At 39.4% G+C, this 17,570-nt stretch carries 17 protein-coding genes and 1 tRNA gene; 15 read left to right on the forward strand and 3 right to left on the reverse strand.

Annotated elements, in window-relative coordinates; genetic code table 11:
• Positions 1-37 precede the first annotated feature (37 nt).
• From E5331_RS16215 to cobC, 11 genes are all read left to right on the forward strand, one after another.
• Positions 38-1,606, forward strand: coding sequence for an NAD(P)/FAD-dependent oxidoreductase (locus E5331_RS16215; protein ID WP_123481335.1), 1,569 nt, complete (start codon positions 38-40; stop codon positions 1,604-1,606).
• Positions 1,606-2,307, forward strand: coding sequence for a tRNA (adenosine(37)-N6)-threonylcarbamoyltransferase complex dimerization subunit type 1 TsaB (tsaB, locus tag E5331_RS16220; RefSeq protein WP_123481336.1), 702 nt, complete (start codon positions 1,606-1,608; stop codon positions 2,305-2,307). Before E5331_RS16215 ends, tsaB begins: the two co-directional genes overlap by 1 nt.
• A gap of 81 nt (positions 2,308-2,388) precedes the next feature.
• The gene (locus E5331_RS16225; RefSeq protein ID WP_168355274.1) at positions 2,389-2,988 is read left to right on the forward strand and encodes a DUF4290 domain-containing protein; all 600 of its coding nucleotides are present in this window, start codon (positions 2,389-2,391) and stop codon (positions 2,986-2,988) included.
• Positions 2,989-3,000: 12 nt separating this feature from the next.
• Positions 3,001-4,314 (forward strand): UDP-N-acetylglucosamine 1-carboxyvinyltransferase, encoded by a 1,314-nt coding sequence (gene murA, locus E5331_RS16230; RefSeq protein WP_123481338.1) that lies wholly within the window; start codon positions 3,001-3,003, stop codon positions 4,312-4,314.
• The gene (rimM, locus tag E5331_RS16235; protein ID WP_123481339.1) at positions 4,311-4,868 is read left to right on the forward strand and encodes a ribosome maturation factor RimM; all 558 of its coding nucleotides are present in this window, start codon (positions 4,311-4,313) and stop codon (positions 4,866-4,868) included. The genes murA and rimM overlap by 4 nt, the downstream gene beginning before the upstream one ends.
• A 48-nt stretch (positions 4,869-4,916) precedes the next feature.
• Positions 4,917-5,240: a hypothetical protein gene (locus E5331_RS16240; protein ID WP_123481340.1), complete on the forward strand. Its 324-nt coding sequence runs from the start codon at positions 4,917-4,919 to the stop codon at positions 5,238-5,240.
• Between the two features lie 25 nt (positions 5,241-5,265).
• Positions 5,266-5,898 (forward strand): OmpA family protein, encoded by a 633-nt coding sequence (locus tag E5331_RS16245; protein ID WP_168355275.1) that lies wholly within the window; start codon positions 5,266-5,268, stop codon positions 5,896-5,898.
• A gap of 32 nt (positions 5,899-5,930) precedes the next feature.
• Positions 5,931-6,446 (forward strand): bifunctional adenosylcobinamide kinase/adenosylcobinamide-phosphate guanylyltransferase, encoded by a 516-nt coding sequence (gene cobU, locus E5331_RS16250; RefSeq protein ID WP_123481342.1) that lies wholly within the window; start codon positions 5,931-5,933, stop codon positions 6,444-6,446.
• Positions 6,447-6,487: 41 nt separating this feature from the next.
• Positions 6,488-7,537, forward strand: a complete 1,050-nt coding sequence (gene cobT, locus E5331_RS16255; RefSeq protein WP_123481343.1) for a nicotinate-nucleotide--dimethylbenzimidazole phosphoribosyltransferase — start codon at positions 6,488-6,490, stop codon at positions 7,535-7,537.
• Positions 7,534-8,307: an adenosylcobinamide-GDP ribazoletransferase gene (gene cobS / locus E5331_RS16260; RefSeq protein ID WP_123481344.1), complete on the forward strand. Its 774-nt coding sequence runs from the start codon at positions 7,534-7,536 to the stop codon at positions 8,305-8,307. The genes cobT and cobS overlap by 4 nt, the downstream gene beginning before the upstream one ends.
• Positions 8,304-8,846, forward strand: coding sequence for an alpha-ribazole phosphatase family protein (cobC, locus tag E5331_RS16265; protein WP_123481345.1), 543 nt, complete (start codon positions 8,304-8,306; stop codon positions 8,844-8,846). The genes cobS and cobC overlap by 4 nt, the downstream gene beginning before the upstream one ends.
• Positions 8,847-9,050: 204 nt before the next feature.
• On the opposite strand, the gene E5331_RS16270 is transcribed toward cobC, so the two are convergent.
• Together E5331_RS16270 and recJ are read right to left on the reverse strand one after the other, a co-directional pair.
• Positions 9,051-10,970 carry a RecQ family ATP-dependent DNA helicase gene (locus E5331_RS16270; protein ID WP_123481346.1) on the reverse strand — a complete coding sequence of 640 codons (1,920 nt, stop codon included), beginning with the start codon at positions 10,968-10,970 and terminating at the stop codon, positions 9,051-9,053.
• A gap of 45 nt (positions 10,971-11,015) precedes the next feature.
• On the reverse strand, positions 11,016-12,749 hold the full coding sequence (gene recJ, locus E5331_RS16275) for a single-stranded-DNA-specific exonuclease RecJ (RefSeq protein WP_136013283.1): 1,734 nt from the start codon (positions 12,747-12,749) through the stop codon (positions 11,016-11,018).
• A gap of 286 nt (positions 12,750-13,035) precedes the next feature.
• Between recJ and E5331_RS16280 the strand changes: the two genes are divergently transcribed.
• The 3 genes from E5331_RS16280 to E5331_RS16290 all read left to right on the forward strand — a co-directional run bounded on the left by E5331_RS16280 (position 13,036) and on the right by E5331_RS16290 (position 15,919).
• Positions 13,036-13,812, forward strand: a complete 777-nt coding sequence (locus tag E5331_RS16280; RefSeq protein WP_123481348.1) for an alpha/beta fold hydrolase — start codon at positions 13,036-13,038, stop codon at positions 13,810-13,812.
• Between the two features lie 70 nt (positions 13,813-13,882).
• Positions 13,883-15,487 carry a UDP-N-acetylmuramoyl-tripeptide--D-alanyl-D-alanine ligase gene (locus E5331_RS16285; RefSeq protein WP_123481349.1) on the forward strand — a complete coding sequence of 535 codons (1,605 nt, stop codon included), beginning with the start codon at positions 13,883-13,885 and terminating at the stop codon, positions 15,485-15,487.
• 60 nt (positions 15,488-15,547) lie between these two features.
• Positions 15,548-15,919, forward strand: coding sequence for a YccF domain-containing protein (locus E5331_RS16290; RefSeq protein WP_123481350.1), 372 nt, complete (start codon positions 15,548-15,550; stop codon positions 15,917-15,919).
• 145 nt (positions 15,920-16,064) lie between these two features.
• Here the strand turns inward: E5331_RS16290 and E5331_RS16295 are convergent.
• A tRNA-Leu gene (locus tag E5331_RS16295) sits at positions 16,065-16,148 on the reverse strand.
• A 51-nt stretch (positions 16,149-16,199) separates the two neighbouring features.
• Between E5331_RS16295 and E5331_RS16300 the strand changes: the two genes are divergently transcribed.
• On the forward strand, positions 16,200-17,348 hold the full coding sequence (locus E5331_RS16300) for a hypothetical protein (RefSeq protein ID WP_123481351.1): 1,149 nt from the start codon (positions 16,200-16,202) through the stop codon (positions 17,346-17,348).
• Positions 17,349-17,570: the final 222 nt, after the last annotated feature.

Below are 17,570 nucleotides of genomic sequence, written 5' to 3' on the forward strand. Positions count from 1 at the left end.
AATAAATTATATTTGCAGTTTGAAAAAAGTGTATGAAATGATAACAGATGTTTCCTTTAGGGTTTCTCCCAAAATCGCGGCAGTACCTTCTTTGCTGAAAAAGAGGGTGGCAACGGATTGTGGAATAAAGGAGAATGACATAAATGATTTGAAAATCATAAAGCGATCAATTGACGCTCGTCAGCGTAATGTGGCGATTAACCTTACGGTAAGAATCGCTACAGGCGATGACTTGAAAGTTAAGGCTCAATATGAGCCGGTAGTTTTTAAAAAGTTACCGGAGGATGCTCCTCAGATTGTGATAGTAGGAGCTGGTCCGGCAGGATTGTTTGCAGCATTAAAGGCAATTGAGTTGGGTATCCGTCCGATTTTGCTTGAGAGAGGAAGCGATGTTGATACACGAAGGATAGAGCTTGCTAAAATAAGCCGGGAAGGAAAGGTTGACAATGAATCTAATTATTGTTTTGGGGAAGGAGGTGCCGGTGCGTATAGCGACGGTAAATTATATACCCGCAGCAAGAAAAGGGGAAATGTGAGAGAGATACTTCAATTGCTGCATCAACATGGAGCTTCGGAAGATATTCTTGTGGACGCTCATCCTCATATCGGGAGTGATAAACTTCCGGATGTCATAAAGAATATCCGCAATACGATATTGAAATGTGGAGGAGAGGTGAGATTTCGGGAGAAGGTCACCGGATTGATTCTTGAAGATAATGTAGTCAGAGGTGTGCGGACAAATTCAGGAGAAGTTAGGGGTGCAGTCATCATGGCAACCGGACATTCAGCAAGGGATGTATACCGCTTTCTACATAAAGAAAATATTGCGCTTGAAGCAAAAGGTCTTGCGATTGGGGTCAGACTTGAACATCCCCAAACATTGATAGACTGTTTGCAATATCATTCAAAAGATGGTAGAGGGGAATATTTGCCGGCAGCGGAATATAGTTTCGTGACTCAGGTTGATGGAAGAGGTGTGTATTCATTTTGTATGTGCCCCGGTGGTGTTGTTGTCCCTGCTATGTCGGGAGATCGTCAGTCTGTAGTCAATGGAATGTCGGCTTCTGCAAGAGCCAGCCAATGGGCAAATTCTGGCATGGTGGTGGAACTTCATCCGGGAGATATATCAGGATTTGAATCAGAAGGACCACTTGAGATGATGGCATTACAAGAGAATCTTGAAAAAAGATTTTTTGAGGCATCAGGAAATTCAATAAATGCTCCGGCTCAAAGAATGACAGATTTTATATCCGGAAAAGATTCGAAGAGCCTTCCTCGCAGTTCTTATCCTGCCGGAGTGCATGCCGCGCGTCTGGATCTACTGTTGCCAACAGAAATTTCAAGTAGATTGAAGGAGGGATTTAAAATCTTTGACCGTAAATGTCATGGGTTTATTTCCCATGATGGATTGATGGTGGGGTTGGAATCACGGACATCGAGTCCGGTCAGAATCCCAAGGGATAAAGAAACTTTAAACCATATATCGGTAGAGGATCTCTATCCGGCGGGAGAAGGGGCAGGATATGCAGGCGGTATAGTATCGGCTGCAATAGATGGTCAAAATTGTGTGGAGGCTTATCATGCAAAAATTAATCGAAAAGAATAATGGCACTAATAATAAATATTGAAACATCGTCTATGACATGTAGCGTGGCTTTGACAAAGGATGGAGTGGTGGAGTTCCAATTGGAGGATACCGAAGGGATGAATCATGCGGTGAAACTTGCTCCATTTGTTGAACGCTGCATGGATGAAGTTAATAGAAAAGGGGAAAAACTCGATGCAGTGGCTGTCAGTCTTGGACCGGGATCTTATACCGGGCTTAGAATAGGGTTATCTCTCGCAAAAGGTTTGGCATTTAGTCTTGGTGTCCCGTTGATAGGAATATCTACATTACAGATAATGGCAGTCAAGGCGATGTTCCGAAATCTTGAATGGCAAGGTGACGAAATATTGGTGCCAATGGTAGATGCCAGGCGGATGGAGGTCTTTGCCGGAGCAATAGATTTCAGGCTTTCAAATATTATAGAGGAAGGTCCTGTGATTCTTGACGAAGGTTCGTTTGAAAATCTTTATCCCTATCGTAAAGTGGTGTTTTTTGGTGACGGCGCTGCTAAATTCAAAGGTGTCTATGGAGGACAGAATGGTGAATGGTTGGAAAATATTAATCCTCATGCGCGTGATATGATGGCATTGGCTGAGAAATATTTCCAGGAGAACCGTTTTATTGATGTCGCTTATTCCACTCCCAATTATCTAAAGGAATATCAGACAACAATTCCTAAAAATAGAGTGTTGAATAAGTAGGTGTCAAAACGTCAGATATTAATTGCAAACCAAGGATATCATTAAATATTTTATTGATGTATATCCAATAATCAGATGAATATGAAAATAATACCATATAATACCAATGAGTCGCAATTGCTCATGCCTGAGTATGGCAGAAACATACAACGGATGATTGATTATTGTGTGGCGATAGAGGATAAGGAGGAGCGTACAAGGTGTGCGGTTGCAATCTCTGAAGTCATGGCTACTCTTTTCCCATCAATGCTTGGAGATAAAGGGGATAAACAGAAGATTTGGGATCACATTAATGTAATGTCAAGATTTAAGCTTGACATAGAATTCCCCTGTGAGGTGATTGGTAAAGATCAATTAAGTCCGGAACGTAAAAAAATACCATACGGAGGGGAGGTGAATAGATTCAGACATTATGGCAGAAATATCCAGTTGATGATACAGGAAGTTGCCGTAATGGATAACTGTGTGGAAAAAGATCAGTTGATTTTCCTGATAGCAAATCAGATGAAGAAACTTCTTGTCATGCAAAATCCTGAATTGGCAAATGATGCACGTGTATTTATGGATATAGCAGAAATTTCTGATGGTAAGATTCAGATAGATCCGGAAAATTATCGTCTGAATGAATACCTTGATGTGACACAACAGGCGAGTGGTAAAAAAGCGAAAAAGAAAAAGTAAAGCATCATATTCATGAGTTCACTAATTGTTGAGGGAGGTCATAGGTTGCAAGGCAATATATCTCCACAAGGAGCCAAGAATGAGGCATTGGAAGTGATTTGTGCTACATTATTGACACCTGAAAGGGTGGTTATCAGTAATCTCCCTGATATCGCGGATGTAAGAAACTTAATATCCCTGATAGAGGAAATGGGAGTGGAGACAGAGCATATAGATAATAATACGGTAAGTTTCAGTGCAAAAGAAATAGATACCGAATATCTTTATTCTGAGCAATTTCGCAAGAAGGCTCAGTCTTTGAGGGGCTCAGTCATGATAGTCGGACCATTGCTTGCAAGATTTGGTAAGGCAATACTTCCTAAGCCGGGTGGAGATAAAATCGGTCGTCGTCGCCTTGATACCCATTTCTGGGGTTGGCAGAAACTTGGGGCGGAATTTGAATATGATGAATTAGGAAAGTATTATAATATTACTGCTCCCAACGGTCTAAAGGGATGTTACATGTTGCTTGATGAGGCATCGGTTACAGGCACTGCCAATATCATAATGGCAGCAGTGCTTGCCTCCGGAGTCACAACAATTTATAATGCGGCATGCGAACCATATATTCAGCAATTGTGTAAGATGCTCGTAAGAATGGGTGCTAAAATAACTGGTATCGGTTCGAATTTGCTTACAATCTGTGGGGTGGATTATCTTGGTGGGACTGATCATAAAATGCTTCCCGATATGATAGAGGTGGGCAGCTTTATAGGAGTGGCGGCCATGACCGGTTCGGATATTGTGTTGGAGAATGTGGGTATAGATGATTTGGGAATAATGCCGGAATGTTTTCGTCGTCTTGGAGTGAATATGGAGGTTGAGGGGGATAACATTCATGTCAGACAAGACGAGATTTATGCCATAGATTCGTTTATGGATGGATCTATAATGACATTTTCTGATGCTCCATGGCCCGGTTTGTCTCCTGATTTGTTAAGTATATTTCTTGTGGTTGCCACCCAGGCTAAGGGGAGTGTGCTTATTCATCAAAAGATGTTTGAGAGTCGCTTGTTCTTTGTGGATAAATTGATAGATATGGGAGCAAAGATAATATTGTGTGATCCACACCGTGCTGCTGTAATCGGAGCCGGTAAGTTTCATTGTTTACATTCTACCAATATGGTCTCACCTGATATTCGTGCCGGAATAGCGATGCTCATAGCGGCGTTGGGAGCAAGGGGTACGAGCCGGATACAAAATATCAATCAGATAGACCGTGGTTATGAAAGAATAGATGAACGCTTGAATAAGCTTGGAGCCCATATTATAAGAAGTGAGGAATGATAGAAGAGAAGGATATAAAGGCAATAGGTAAATTCCAGAAGACACATGCACTCAAAGGAGAATTGAATGCAATTTTGGATATTGATTCAGAATATGTGTCAGAAGGTAATGCTGTAGTGGTAGATATTGATGGAATATTTGTACCGTTTTTTGCTTCGTCGGTGAGACCTAAAGGTTCTACATCATATCTGATAAAACTTGAAGGTATTGATTCGGAATACGATGCAAAGGATTTTGTGAATAAAACAATCTATGGTATTAAATCAGAATTGGTATCTTTCCTGGAATTGGATGGAGACGATGTCTATGAGGAGGATGATTTCAGTGGCTATGGTGTATTTGATGATTCATCCAAAGAGATGATAGGCGTTGTGTCGAGGGTTGACTCATCTACGGAGAATCTTCTATTTGTAGTTGATACCCCTGAAGGAGATGAGGTTTTTATCCCTGTTGTGGATGACTTTATACAAGAAATCAATGATGAGGATAAAGTTATAAAAATGAGTTTGCCGGATGGCTTGATTGACCTTAATAAAAAGAATAAAGACAAATGACAACTAAGTCGGGAGTCGAAATTATATTTATTAAAAATAGCAAGAAATATGGAAAATAATCAATATTCATTTAATGAGGATAATGCCGTAAAATTCATTCGTGCGGAACTTCCTGAATCTATAAGGGAGAAATATGACGATGATGAAATATTGAGCATAGTAGATATAATTTGGGACTATTATGAGGATAATGGATATCTTTCGTTAAACTCTATAGAGACAGAAGAGGAGCAGCTTGATGTGGACGATCTCGTTAAATACGTGAAAAAAGAGGTGAAGAATGATCAAGAATTGATTATGGATTCAAAAGACGTGGAACTTATCGTAAAGGCAGAATTGGATTATGAAGAATCGCTTGAAGATTTTATTTAATAGTATTGCAGGGTGTTGCCTGATTATGTTGTCTCCGGTAACAATTAATGGTAAGCAGCCTAAGCCACAGGACTCTACTGTGTCGGCAACTGCCCGATTTAGTGATCTTGATAGTATGGATTTTATTGAGATGCTGAATTCTGTAGATGTTGGTAAAACTTCAGAATTGATTCAGAAGTTCCAGACAAAGGAGGGTAAGACTCGTCTGCTTAATGGGAAGTATACTCCAAAAGGTGAATGTACGGTAGAGGCATTCCGAAACAAGGAAGTGCTGTTAGTCACGATTCCTGCTCATTTGCTATTTGCTCCTAATATGACAGAACTGCGTCGTGATGCGGGAGATTATCTTGCTCCGATAAGACGGTATCTGAAGGATCCGGATATGTATAGGGTAATGCTTGTCATGCATACTGATAACACCGGATCAGATTTGTATAGAGAACAGCTTACGACAGATAGGGTAAATGCAGTCTTTGATTGGTTTGATGAGAGTGGAGCAGATACTCGCTATTTATTTTCATATTCATTAGGAGATGACATGCCCTTGAAGTCGAATGATTCAATGGATAATAGGGATAAGAATCGTAGATTGGAGATTTATCTTGTGCCGGGAGAAAAGATGGTTCAACAGGCACAAAAGGGTAGGATTGCGTTCTGATCTGATTTTATGATCACTAAATCGAATAATTAATGGAGAATGGCAAGATTGTTCTGATTACCGGAGGGCAAAGATCAGGAAAAAGTAGATTTGCTGAGAGTTATGTCTTGGCAAATTCAAAAAATCCAGTGTATCTTGCCACAGCGGAGATCTCAGATCAGGAGATGGTCTTGAGAGTGGAAAAACATCGAAAAAGAAGAGGCGACAATTGGGATACGATTGAGTCTCCACTTCATTTTGATGCTGATTTCACGAATAAGACCGTGTTGCTTGATTGTCTGACAATGTTTGCGACAAATCATTTCTTCGCATGTGGAGAAAAATCGGAAATTGCGTATGATTCAGTAAAAATGGAACTTGATAGACTATTTCATCATGTAGGCTCGACAATAGTGGTCGTGAGTAATGAAATAGGACTGGGTGGTATATCTGCGAATAAAATGCAACGTGATTTTTCTGATCTTCAGGGTGAACTTAATCAGTATGTGGCATCTGTCGCAGACGAGGTATACATGATAGTCTCCGGAATTCCATTAAGACTTAAATAAAAAATAATCAGACATCAAGCAAAAACATCAATATTTTGGTAATGAAAGAATTTAAGATCGATTCTCCTGATAAAGGGATTGAGAATGATATAATTGAAAAAATCAATTTCCTTACAAAGCCTAAGGGTTCATTAGGCTTCTTGGAGGAATTAGCATTAAGGGTGTCTTTAATTCAGCAAACATTGTCGCCATGTCTGAAGAATCCGTATAACGTTTTGTTTGGAGGAGATCATGGAGTAATAGAGGAGGGTATAAGTCTTTCTCCGAAGGAGGTGACATACCAGCAGATGATTCATTTCGCTACAGGTACATCCGGAATCAATTTTTTGTGTAATCAGCATGGTTTTAAATTGATGTTAGTTGATGCCGGAGTTGATTTTGATTTCCCTGAAGAATTGGGAATTTTATGTAAGAAAATATCCCGAGGTACCCGTAATTATTTGCATGAGGATGCAATGTCTATTGATGAGATGAATGAAGCGATAGAGGCGGGTGCAGATGTAGTTAGAAAAATATATGCTGAGGGTTGCAACGTTGTAAGTTTTGGAGAAATGGGTAGTGGCAATACATCTTCTTCGTCATTATGGATGTCAATTTTCGGAGATGTTGATTTGGAGAGGTGTGTAGGGGCAGGAGCTGGACTTGATTCCTCCGGAGTCAGACATAAACTTAATGTCCTCAAGAAATCACTTGACCGTTATGATAAGCAGTATTTGCGAAGTAATCCCGAAAAAGCTATTTGCGCATACGGAGGGTTTGAGATGGTGATGGCAATCGGAGCTATGCTTCAGGCTGCTGAACTTAAAATGGTTATTTTGTTGGATGGGTTCATAATGTCGGCATGTCTGTTGGCTGCCTCAATGTTTTATCCGGAAGTAAAAGAATATGTCATATATGGTCATGTCGGAGATGAGTCCGGTCATAAGAAATTGTTGGAAATACTTGGTGGCCGTCCGGTCTTACACCTGTCAATGCGTCTTGGTGAAGGCACCGGTGCAGTCTGTGCCTATCCGATAGTTGATTCTGCGGTGAGAATGATAAATGAAATGGATAGTTTTAAAAAGGTAAGTGTCACAAAATATTTTACATGAACAGGCTCGCGGAACAGGCAATAGCATCATTAACGATGTTTACAAAAATCCCATTTTGGAGGATTTTTCCCAATCTGTCTTCTGAATCTTATAGGAATGTGGTCACTTGGTGGCCATTTTGCGGCTGGATTACAGGACTTATATGTGGAGGAATATATGTATTGCTTTGCCAGATGCTTCCACCGTTGCCTTCTGCAATTTTGGCTGTTGGTTGCCGCATGATGGCTACAGGCGGATACCATGAAGATGGATTGGCAGATTTCTTTGATGGGTTTGGAGGCGGACGTGATAGGGAAAAGATTCTTTCGATAATGAAAGATTCTCATGTGGGCACATACGGTGTGATCTCGCTGATTGTAATGTTTTGCCTTATTGTGTCTCTGTTATCATCATTGCCTGTTGAAGGTGGTGTCTGCATGATTTTAGGCGCGGACCCATGGGGAAAATTTTGTTCAGGTAGAATGCTATCATTTTTGGAGTATGCAAGGAGAAATGTGTCAAAAAATGCAGTGTCATATAATCGTCCGGGTGTAATGGATACTGTATTGGCATTTGTATTGGGTGTTATGCCTATGGTTGTTATGTCAGTTGTTTTTATGGAATTATCATATATATTCCTTTTTGCTTCGTTGGGCGCATTTGCCGTATCCTTTCTTCTGATGTTATACTTGAAAAAGAAGATAGGAGGATATACGGGAGATTGTTGTGGGGCTGTCTATATAATGACGGAATTGGTGTTTTGTATAATTTTTGTGGCGATGTATATATGAAATTAACGTTGATTCGGCACACTACTCCTGATGTGCCAAAGGGGACTATATATGGGAAGACAGATGTGTTGTTGAAAAGTACATTTGAAGCCGAGGCGGAGATCGTCAGGATGAATATTGGAGATAATAAATTTGATAGGGTGTTTACAAGTCCACTTACGCGTTGTCGTCGATTGGCAGAATTTTGTGGTTTTGGATATGCGGATGTTGATGATAATCTTGCCGAGATGGATTTCGGTGATTGGGAAATGAAATCTTATGCAGAAATTGAAGAGCATCAGCTTGAAGAATACTTCAATGATTGGAGACATAAGGTCACTCCAGGAGGAGAGTCATTTGAGGATCATCAAAGGCGGGTGAGAGTATTTATAAATGAATGTATCCGAGATGGGTATAAGTCAGTCCTGTGTTTTACACATGGAGGGACGATACTTCATGCCATGATTTTGGCAGGAAGTATCGATGATGAAAGACCGTTTGATCATATCCCGGCATTTGGCAGTATGGTGAATATTGAAGTGACTGAGCCTCTCATATAGAAGTTGTATGATTGCAGATATATTCAATTATATCAGAAATGTCGTCAAATGTATAGTAGCCTATATGATATGAGCCATTATGAATTTCAATTATCATATTGTTTGTATCCCTTCAATTTCCGGATTTGTTGATCGCTCATAGGAGACAAATAAGTTATTACAATCAGCAAGTCAGATCATATTGCATAAGAAACTTACGAATTATCATATTACAGAGGAATTGAGACGATAAATATTATTATTACATGACATGAATCCTTCATTGCAAAGAAAAGATATGGCAGAAGAGATTAAAGCAGTATCCTTTCCACATTGTTGTAATATGATTGTAAGAGTTGTGCCATCAGGTTTTGTTTTCATAAAAGAGAGAATATTATTTATAATCTCTGTCTGATTATTGGAATCAGACTTTAATTTCTTTCTTTTATCCCTACATATATCACATTTGCTGCAATTTCCGGAATCGGATTCTCCAAAATATGCTAACATACGTTGCACCCGACAATCCTTTTTTGAAAAAGTGTAATCAAGCATGGCTTCAATTCTGGCAGACATTGCATTTTTCCGAGATTCATAAATATTTTTCCCAATTAATAATGAAGATGTTTCTTCTCGTGCTGTTGGAAAATATATCATAGGTATGCCGGAATGAGGAATATAGCTTATGATTTTCATCCTTGATAATTCAAGCATAGCCTCGTAGATTTCATTTTTAGAAAGCTGAGTACAGGAAGCGATGTCTGATTCCACAATATATACATAGTCAGAGAAGACTCCTGTATATTTCCTTAGTGTGGCTGTCAGAGTCTTTTCTGCATTTATTGACCATTCATGGATATCGTATAGCTCTTCTCTCGGACATAACATTTTGAATCGAGACCTGCTGTCAATTTCCTCAATGAAGTGTAAATATCCGGCTTGAGATAGTAGGCGAATACTTGCCCGGCATTGTTTTTCCTGAATCTCAAATAAATTACAAAATTTAGTGATGTCAAACTCTCTTACAGAATCATAACCTTCACCTATTGAGACATGCAGGAAATTACAGATGCGTTCATAAGTCTTTTTTACAATTTTTCTTTCGGGAAAGGCTTCAGTAATTCTTCGGCGCATCACTCCGGGATCTGTCTTCGTTGCGAGAAGTACAGCAAAGGAGGCGAGTCCGTCCCTACCGGCTCTACCGGCTTCTTGATAATATTCTTCAAGAGATGGCGGTATATCGTAATGGATCACGACCCTTACATCCGGCTTGTCAATTCCCATACCAAATGCGTTTGTCGCGACCATAACCCTTACGGCATTTGATTGCCATGCATTCTGACGTTGCTCTTTTACTTTGAAATCAAGCCCGGCATGGTAATATGTTGACGATATATCGGCTGATGACAGAAAATCGGAAATTTCCCGGCATCTTTTCCGACTTCGTACATACACGATAGAGGATCCGGATGTTCTGGAGAGAATATGTAAAATATCATGTATTTTTGTGTCAGAATATCTGACAATATAACTTATGTTGTCTCTTGAAAAGCTCTTCTTGAATATATTGGTTTTCTTGAAGTCTAACTGCAACATTATATCATCTACGACTTCCGGAGTAGCTGTGGCAGTAAGTGCAAGAACCGGAACGTTTGGCTTTAACAGGCGTAAGGATTTTATCCTTAGATATGATGGTCTGAAGTCATATCCCCATTGAGATATGCAATGTGCCTCATCTACAACGATAAGCCTTACGTCTATTTGACGTAGTTCCAGCATAAATCTTTCGTTTTGTAATCGTTCCGGAGCAATGTATAGAAATTTTGCTTTCCCATACATTAATTTTTCCCAAGCATAACGTACTTCTTTCCCAGACATTCCCGAATGGAAACATACAGCTTTTATACCGTGCCTTTTCAGATTATCTACTTGGTCTTTCATTAATGATATCAAGGGAGTCACAACAACAGTTACTCCGGATTCAAAAAAAAGTCCCGGCACTTGAAAAGTAATGGATTTACCTCCTCCAGTGGGCATTAATCCAAGGGTGTCGTCCCCCTTTAACACTGAATTTATGATATCTTCCTGAAGAGGTCTGAAGCTATCATATCCCCAATATCTCTTGAGAATTTCGTGGGTTGTCATATTTTACGAAGAAGGTAATCATTGAAATCTAATAAATACAAAACGTTATTCTGTTGATGGTCTGATATCTTTAATCATCAATTGAATGGAGTCAAGGCTGCCGGAATGTTTAGACTGCTCGATTGTATAGCAGATATCAATAGGTTTGTGGGCATGTATGTGCTCAAAATATGGTGCCATATTAAAAGCAATTGCATTTATTACTCTGCTTGTGCTGTCATCTTCCAACTCCAATTTGATATGTTCAAGATTTTTACCTACCAATTTGCTCGTGCCGAAATCAAAAACATTTCTTGTACAGAATATCGGATTTTGATTTCCGGGACCGAAGGGATTGAATTTTTTCAAGTATGCCACTAATTCAGGAGTTATGTCTGCAAATTCAATTGTGGCATCAATATCAATCATTGGCGACAATTGATTTGGCTGAATGTGAGTAGCAACATATTCTTCAAATCTTCTTTGGAATTCCGGAATATTTTCCTCTTTGAGCGAAAGACCTACGGCGTAGGTGTGACCACCGAAGTTTTCAAGAAGATCACGAGTGGAATTTACTGCGGAATAGATATCAAAACCTTGTACGGATCTTGAAGATCCGGTGGCAATCCCGTTGGAGAATGTCAATACAACAGATGGCTTGTAATATAGTTCAGTCAATCGGGAGGCTACAATGCCAATGATGCCTTTGTGCCAATCCTTATTGTATACGACAATTGAACGCTTTCCATGTATTATGCCTACATTCCGTTCAATCAGGTCGTTTGCCTCGTCTGTGATTTTTTTGTCAAGTTCCTTTCTGTTGCGGTTGTATTGATCAATATCCTTCCCTTTCTCATAAGCATCATGCAGGTCACGACAGACAAGCAGATCGACTGCCTCAATACCACTCTGCATTCTTCCGGAAGCATTAATCCGTGGACCAATTTTGAATATCACGTCACTGATGGTAATATCTTTATTGGTAAGTTTGCACAGGCGTATAATACTTCTTAATCCAAGATTGGGATTTGAGTTGAGTCTACGTAAACCATGATATGCCATGACTCTATTTTCTCCAACAATGGGCACAATGTCGGCGGCAATGCTGACAGCAACAAGATCAAGGAGTGATTCTAATTCATTATGATTGGAAAGCCCATTGCTCAATGCAAAAGCTTGCATGAACTTAAATCCAACACCGCATCCCGATAGGTGAGGGCAGGGATAAGTGGTGTTTGGCATCTTGGGATTGAGTATTGCCACAGCAGGAGGAAGAATGTCATCAGGAACATGATGATCACATATAATGAAGTCGATACCTTTTTCTTTTGCGTATGCGATTTCATCAATTGCTTTTATTCCACAATCCAGCACGATTACGAGCTTAACATCATTTTCTGCTGCGTAATCAATACTCTTTAAAGAGATTCCATATCCCTCCTCATATCTGGTAGGAATGTAGTATTCAATATTGCTATAATAATTCTGGAGATACTTATAGACTAATGCTACTGCAGTAGTTCCGTCGACATCATAGTCTCCGTAGATCATTATTCGTTCTTTAGCCCCCATGGCCTTATTAAGACGATTAACAGCCTTGTCCATGTCCGGCATCAGGAATGGATCATGTAGATCCGCGATGGATGGGGTGAAGAATGCTTGTGCACCTCGAGGTGTATTGACTCCTCGCCTGATAAGCAATTCTGCAATAGGTGCTGCCCCCCCGCATTGAGGGAGCATCTCGTCAGCTGCAGATTTTTGCTGAAGGGAGAGTGGTTGGTAATTCCATTTTGTTATCATTGCAGACGAAAAAACTTGTAGTTGCGCAGTACGCACCGCACAACTGAGAGGTTAATCAAATAATTACGCAAATGTGCGTCACCACGAGGATTTGAGTTGGATGCAAATATACGAAAAAATTGCGGTATGAGCAAATATAAATGGTGTAAGGGGGAGTGCTCTTAAGTATTTTTTATAATTTTGTAGTTTGGAATTGGTCAGACAGGGCATTTGATGCTGCTGATGTAGGTTAAGTCCGGAATCAAGAAATTGAGTGTCGGGTTGTCTGTTAATATGAAAGTAATGTATGGAAAAAGAAATAACTATAAATGGAATCAGGCTCTTTTATGAAGAGTCGGGTAAGGATGGGGGTGTGCCCGTCGTTTTGATGCATGGATGGGGTTGCGACCATACGACAGTAAAAAGCATTGCGTCTATACTTGAGCCGGGCATGAAGGTGTATAATATTGATCTTCCCGGTCATGGTAAAAGCCAAGAACCAACTGAAGTGTGGGGAATTGAAGAGTTTACACGAACAGTTGAGCAATTTATTGCTCAACTAAATATTTGTCGACCTGTATTAATAGGGCATTCTTTCGGGGGACGTATTGCTATTCTATTATCTTCAAGAAATGATGTGTCGAAGGTTGTGCTCGTGGATGCAGCGGGAATTAAGCCTAAGCGCAGTTTGAGATATTACTATAAGGTTTATACGTTTAAACTCTTAAAGAAGATTGCGCCAATGATACTTGGGAAGAATAAGGGGAATGCATTGATAGATAGCATCAGATCCCAAAGAGGATCTGCAGATTATCGAAATTCATCTCCAGTCATGCGAGGCGTGATGAGCAAATGTGTGAATGAAGATCTGAAATATGTCATGCCAAAGATAAAGGCACCTACTCTATTGATATGGGGGGAAGATGATACTGCCACTCCACTTTCAGATGCCAAGACAATGGAGCGGTTGATTCCGGATTCCGGATTGGTTAGTTTCCAGGCTTGTGGGCATTATAGCTTCCTGGATAATCCTTATGGGTTTAAGTCAGTGATTAGGGAGTTTTTTAAAGAAGAGCTGAAATAGGATATATGTCCTTTAAATTCCTGCTTAAAAATCGGTCGTTTAATTTGTAAATTCAAATAAAATATAAGATATGAGTCTATTTTTAATAGTTATTTATGTGGTATGTGGTGCTTATATGGTATTGAACTTTAAGCATGATATCCACATGTTGCAGCAGAATAGTTACAGGATTAAGAGGTATTGGAAATACTTGAAGCAAGATATAGGAAGCACCTGGCGAATGGTGGATGTGGCTTTGTTGTTTCTTGTGTTTTCAACATTGCTTGATTTGAGGCTCGCAATGCTGATTGCTTCGATTGTAATGGTAGTTAAATGTTTTATGATTTTCAAGAAAAAACATAAAAAGCCGTTGGTGTTTACTAATAGGGTCTGGCGTATATATACAGTATCGGCATTGATTTCCTTATTGATATTTATTGGATTAGTCATTTCTACCTATAAAGAGAACATTGTGTTTGGTTTGTATCCGCCGCAAGCTATTGCAATAGGAAGCGTTCTGCTTATGGCAATATTTTCGTGGGCGATTGTCATGTTGGCAGTAGTTGTGCTTATGCCTGTGGAAAGGATGATCAATAGGCGATACTGGAATGAGGCTTATTCGATACTGCAATCTATGCCAAATTTAAAGATAATAGGAATTACCGGGTCTTATGGTAAGACAAGTACTAAGCATTATCTTTACCGAATTTTATCGGAAGAGTATGATGTCTTGATGACACCTGGATCATTCAACACGCCTATGGGGGTAATACGTACTGTAAGGGAAATGATGAAGCCATACAATACCATTTTTATATGTGAGATGGGAGCAAAGCAGAAAGGTGATATAAAGGAGATCTGTGATTTGGTTCATCCGGATATGGGTATTATTACGGCAGTGGGTCCAATGCATCTCGAGTCTTTCAAAAGTATAGAGAATGTGCAATCCACTAAGTTTGAACTTGTGGATTCCTTACCGGCGGATGGCTTTGCTGTAGTTAATAATGATTTTGAATATTGTGCCAATAGAGATGTGAGGAATGTGGAATGTGTCCGCTATTGTGTGGCAAATGAAAATAGAAAAGATTGTCAATATAGTGCGGAGTCGATAAAATATACTGTAAACGGAACTTCATTTGCAATACGTAAACCGGATGGCGGGGTGATTGAATTGTCGACGCGTCTTGTCGGAGAATGTAATATATCAAATCTTATTGCGGCTGTCATAGTGGCATTGCGTTTGGGAATGAGTGAGGAAAAAATACGACGTGGTGTTTCTGGAATAGAACAGGTGGAGCACAGGTTGAGCATGAAGCAAACAGCCGGTGGCGTTACTATAATTGATGACGCCTTTAATTCAAATCCTACCGGTTCGAAAATGGCGTTGGATGTCTTGTCTGAATTTAAGACAGGGAAACGTATTGTAGTCACCCCGGGAATGATTGAATTGGGAAGTCGGCAGAATGAACTTAATGAAGCATTCGGAGAGAAAATCGCTAAAAGTTGCGATGTTGCGATTATCGTTGGGCAATATAATCGTGATGCAATTCTCTCCGGTATAAATAAGGCTGGATTCAAAAAGGAGAATCTACATGTGGTGGACAGCTTCAATGATGCTCAGCTGGTGTTATCCACGTTGTTGAGGTCTGGAGATATAGTCTTGTATGAGAATGATTTGCCAGATACATTTAAGTAGGCATCAAAAGTGGAGATTGAAAATTGAGATGATATGTCTTATTGAGTTATATTGAAGATTATGAATGTATTGCTTAATATAATATGGATAATCTTCGGCGGATTGATGATCGCTGTTGAATATCTTGTGTCAAGTGTGGCTATGATGTTGACAATTATTGGCATTCCATTTGGATTGCAGACGATAAAGTTGAGTCTGTTGGCATTATTGCCGTTTGGCACTTCAGTTGAGCCTACGTCGCCATCGTCCGGAGGATGTCTTAATTCGATTCTGAATTTTATATGGTGGTTTGTAGGTGGGATTCCGATAGCATTAACTCATCTGCTATGGGGGGTAGTATTTTGTATTACTATTGTAGGTGTGCCATTTGGAATGCAACACTTCAAATTAATGCGTCTTGCAATGTTCCCGTTTGGGAAAACATTGGTCTGATATTGAAGTTGTCTGAACTATATTGTATTTTAAGTGAATAATAGGGGGAGGCGATATGATGTCGTCTCTCCTTATTATGCAGTATTTGGAGCTAATAAGATAAAATAAAAACTGCAAATCGCAATTTGCGATTTGCAGTTTCAGGTGTCCAAGATGAGACTCGAACTCACACAGCCTACCGGCCACTACCCCCTCAAAGTAGCGCGTCTACCAATTCCGCCACCTGGACAAATACTGAGAGTTGTGCAACTTAAAAAGAATGGGTCCTTTCTGAATTGCGATGCAAAATTACAACATTATTTTGAATTGTGCAAATGAATTGAGGATATTTTTATATTTTTGCAATATAAATTTTGATAAAAAAGATATTGTTATGATTAACAGAGTGAAACGTATATTAGGGGTAATGATGTTGTCATTGCTCTGTGTTGATATTGTTTTGGCGATTGAGCCGACATGGGAAGTAAATATGGGTTCTGTATTTGATAATAGAGAGGGGGATACAAAAATGAATAATGCAAAGACCTTCTTTTTTGTTACGCTTGCGCCTGAAATAGGTTTGAAGTTTTCTGATAAGGATAGGATTTCCGGAGGCGCAGTGTGGACTCAACCACTTGAAAATACAGTGAAAAATGGAAAGATTATACCATTGTTGTATTATCGGCATGAATCTGACACATGGAAATTTTCTATGGGAATGTTTCCACGGACGCAATTGCATCAGCGATTGCCTGGATTTCTATGGAATGATTCGTTGGAGTATTTCCAAAAAAGCATCCGGGGGGCTCTTGTGCAATATAATCATGATAAAGGATTCTTTGATGCATATATAGACTGGAGAGGTATTCAGTCGGAGATTACGCGAGAGGCGTTTAATATAGTGTTTCATGGGGAGTGTAAACCCAAGGGGGATGTGTTTATTATAGGAGGGCATTTGATGATGAATCACCTTGCCCGACGAAAAAATTCTCCGGATGATGAACGTGTGGTTGATAATTTTCTTGTAAATACATATTTGGGTATGGAGTTAGATAAATACGTGCCTTTGGATAAATTTAACGTAAAGGCAGGAGCTGTAATGACTATAGAGAGGAATAGGGCGGATGAAATAGGCTGGCGCACTCCCGGAGGTTTTTGGATGGATCTGTTGGCAGAATGGAAATTCTTAGGCTTAAGAAATTCTCTTTATATTGGAGGAAAGCTATTCCCGGAGTATGGAGAACTTGGCAGTGTATTGTATCAAGGTGAGCCATTCTATATGTCTTCTTTCTACAATAGGACTGATATATATGCAAAAATTTTTTCAAATAAGAATCTTAATCTGGAAGCTCAATTGAATTTCAATTTCGCAAAGAATAATTTTATTTTTTATCAGCGATTGATACTTGAGGTCCAGGTCGGGAATATCACTTCATATTCGAAGAGATGATGACCTGTGAGATAAAAAGACTAAGGCTATCTGTGGATTTTATGAGAATTTTGATGAATTAGGATTATAAAATTATAAAAAAAATAAGAAATTATTGGATTTAGAATCAATGAGATATTAAGATAGATATAAAAATATTAAATAAAAAGTTTGCACAGATGAAAAAAAGGTAGTAACTTTGCAACGCAAAAAGGGAGAATGATACTCTTGAAAGTTGCAAAA

The organism is Lepagella muris (assembly GCF_004793975.1).
GTDB classification, from domain to species: domain Bacteria; phylum Bacteroidota; class Bacteroidia; order Bacteroidales; family Muribaculaceae; genus Lepagella; species Lepagella muris.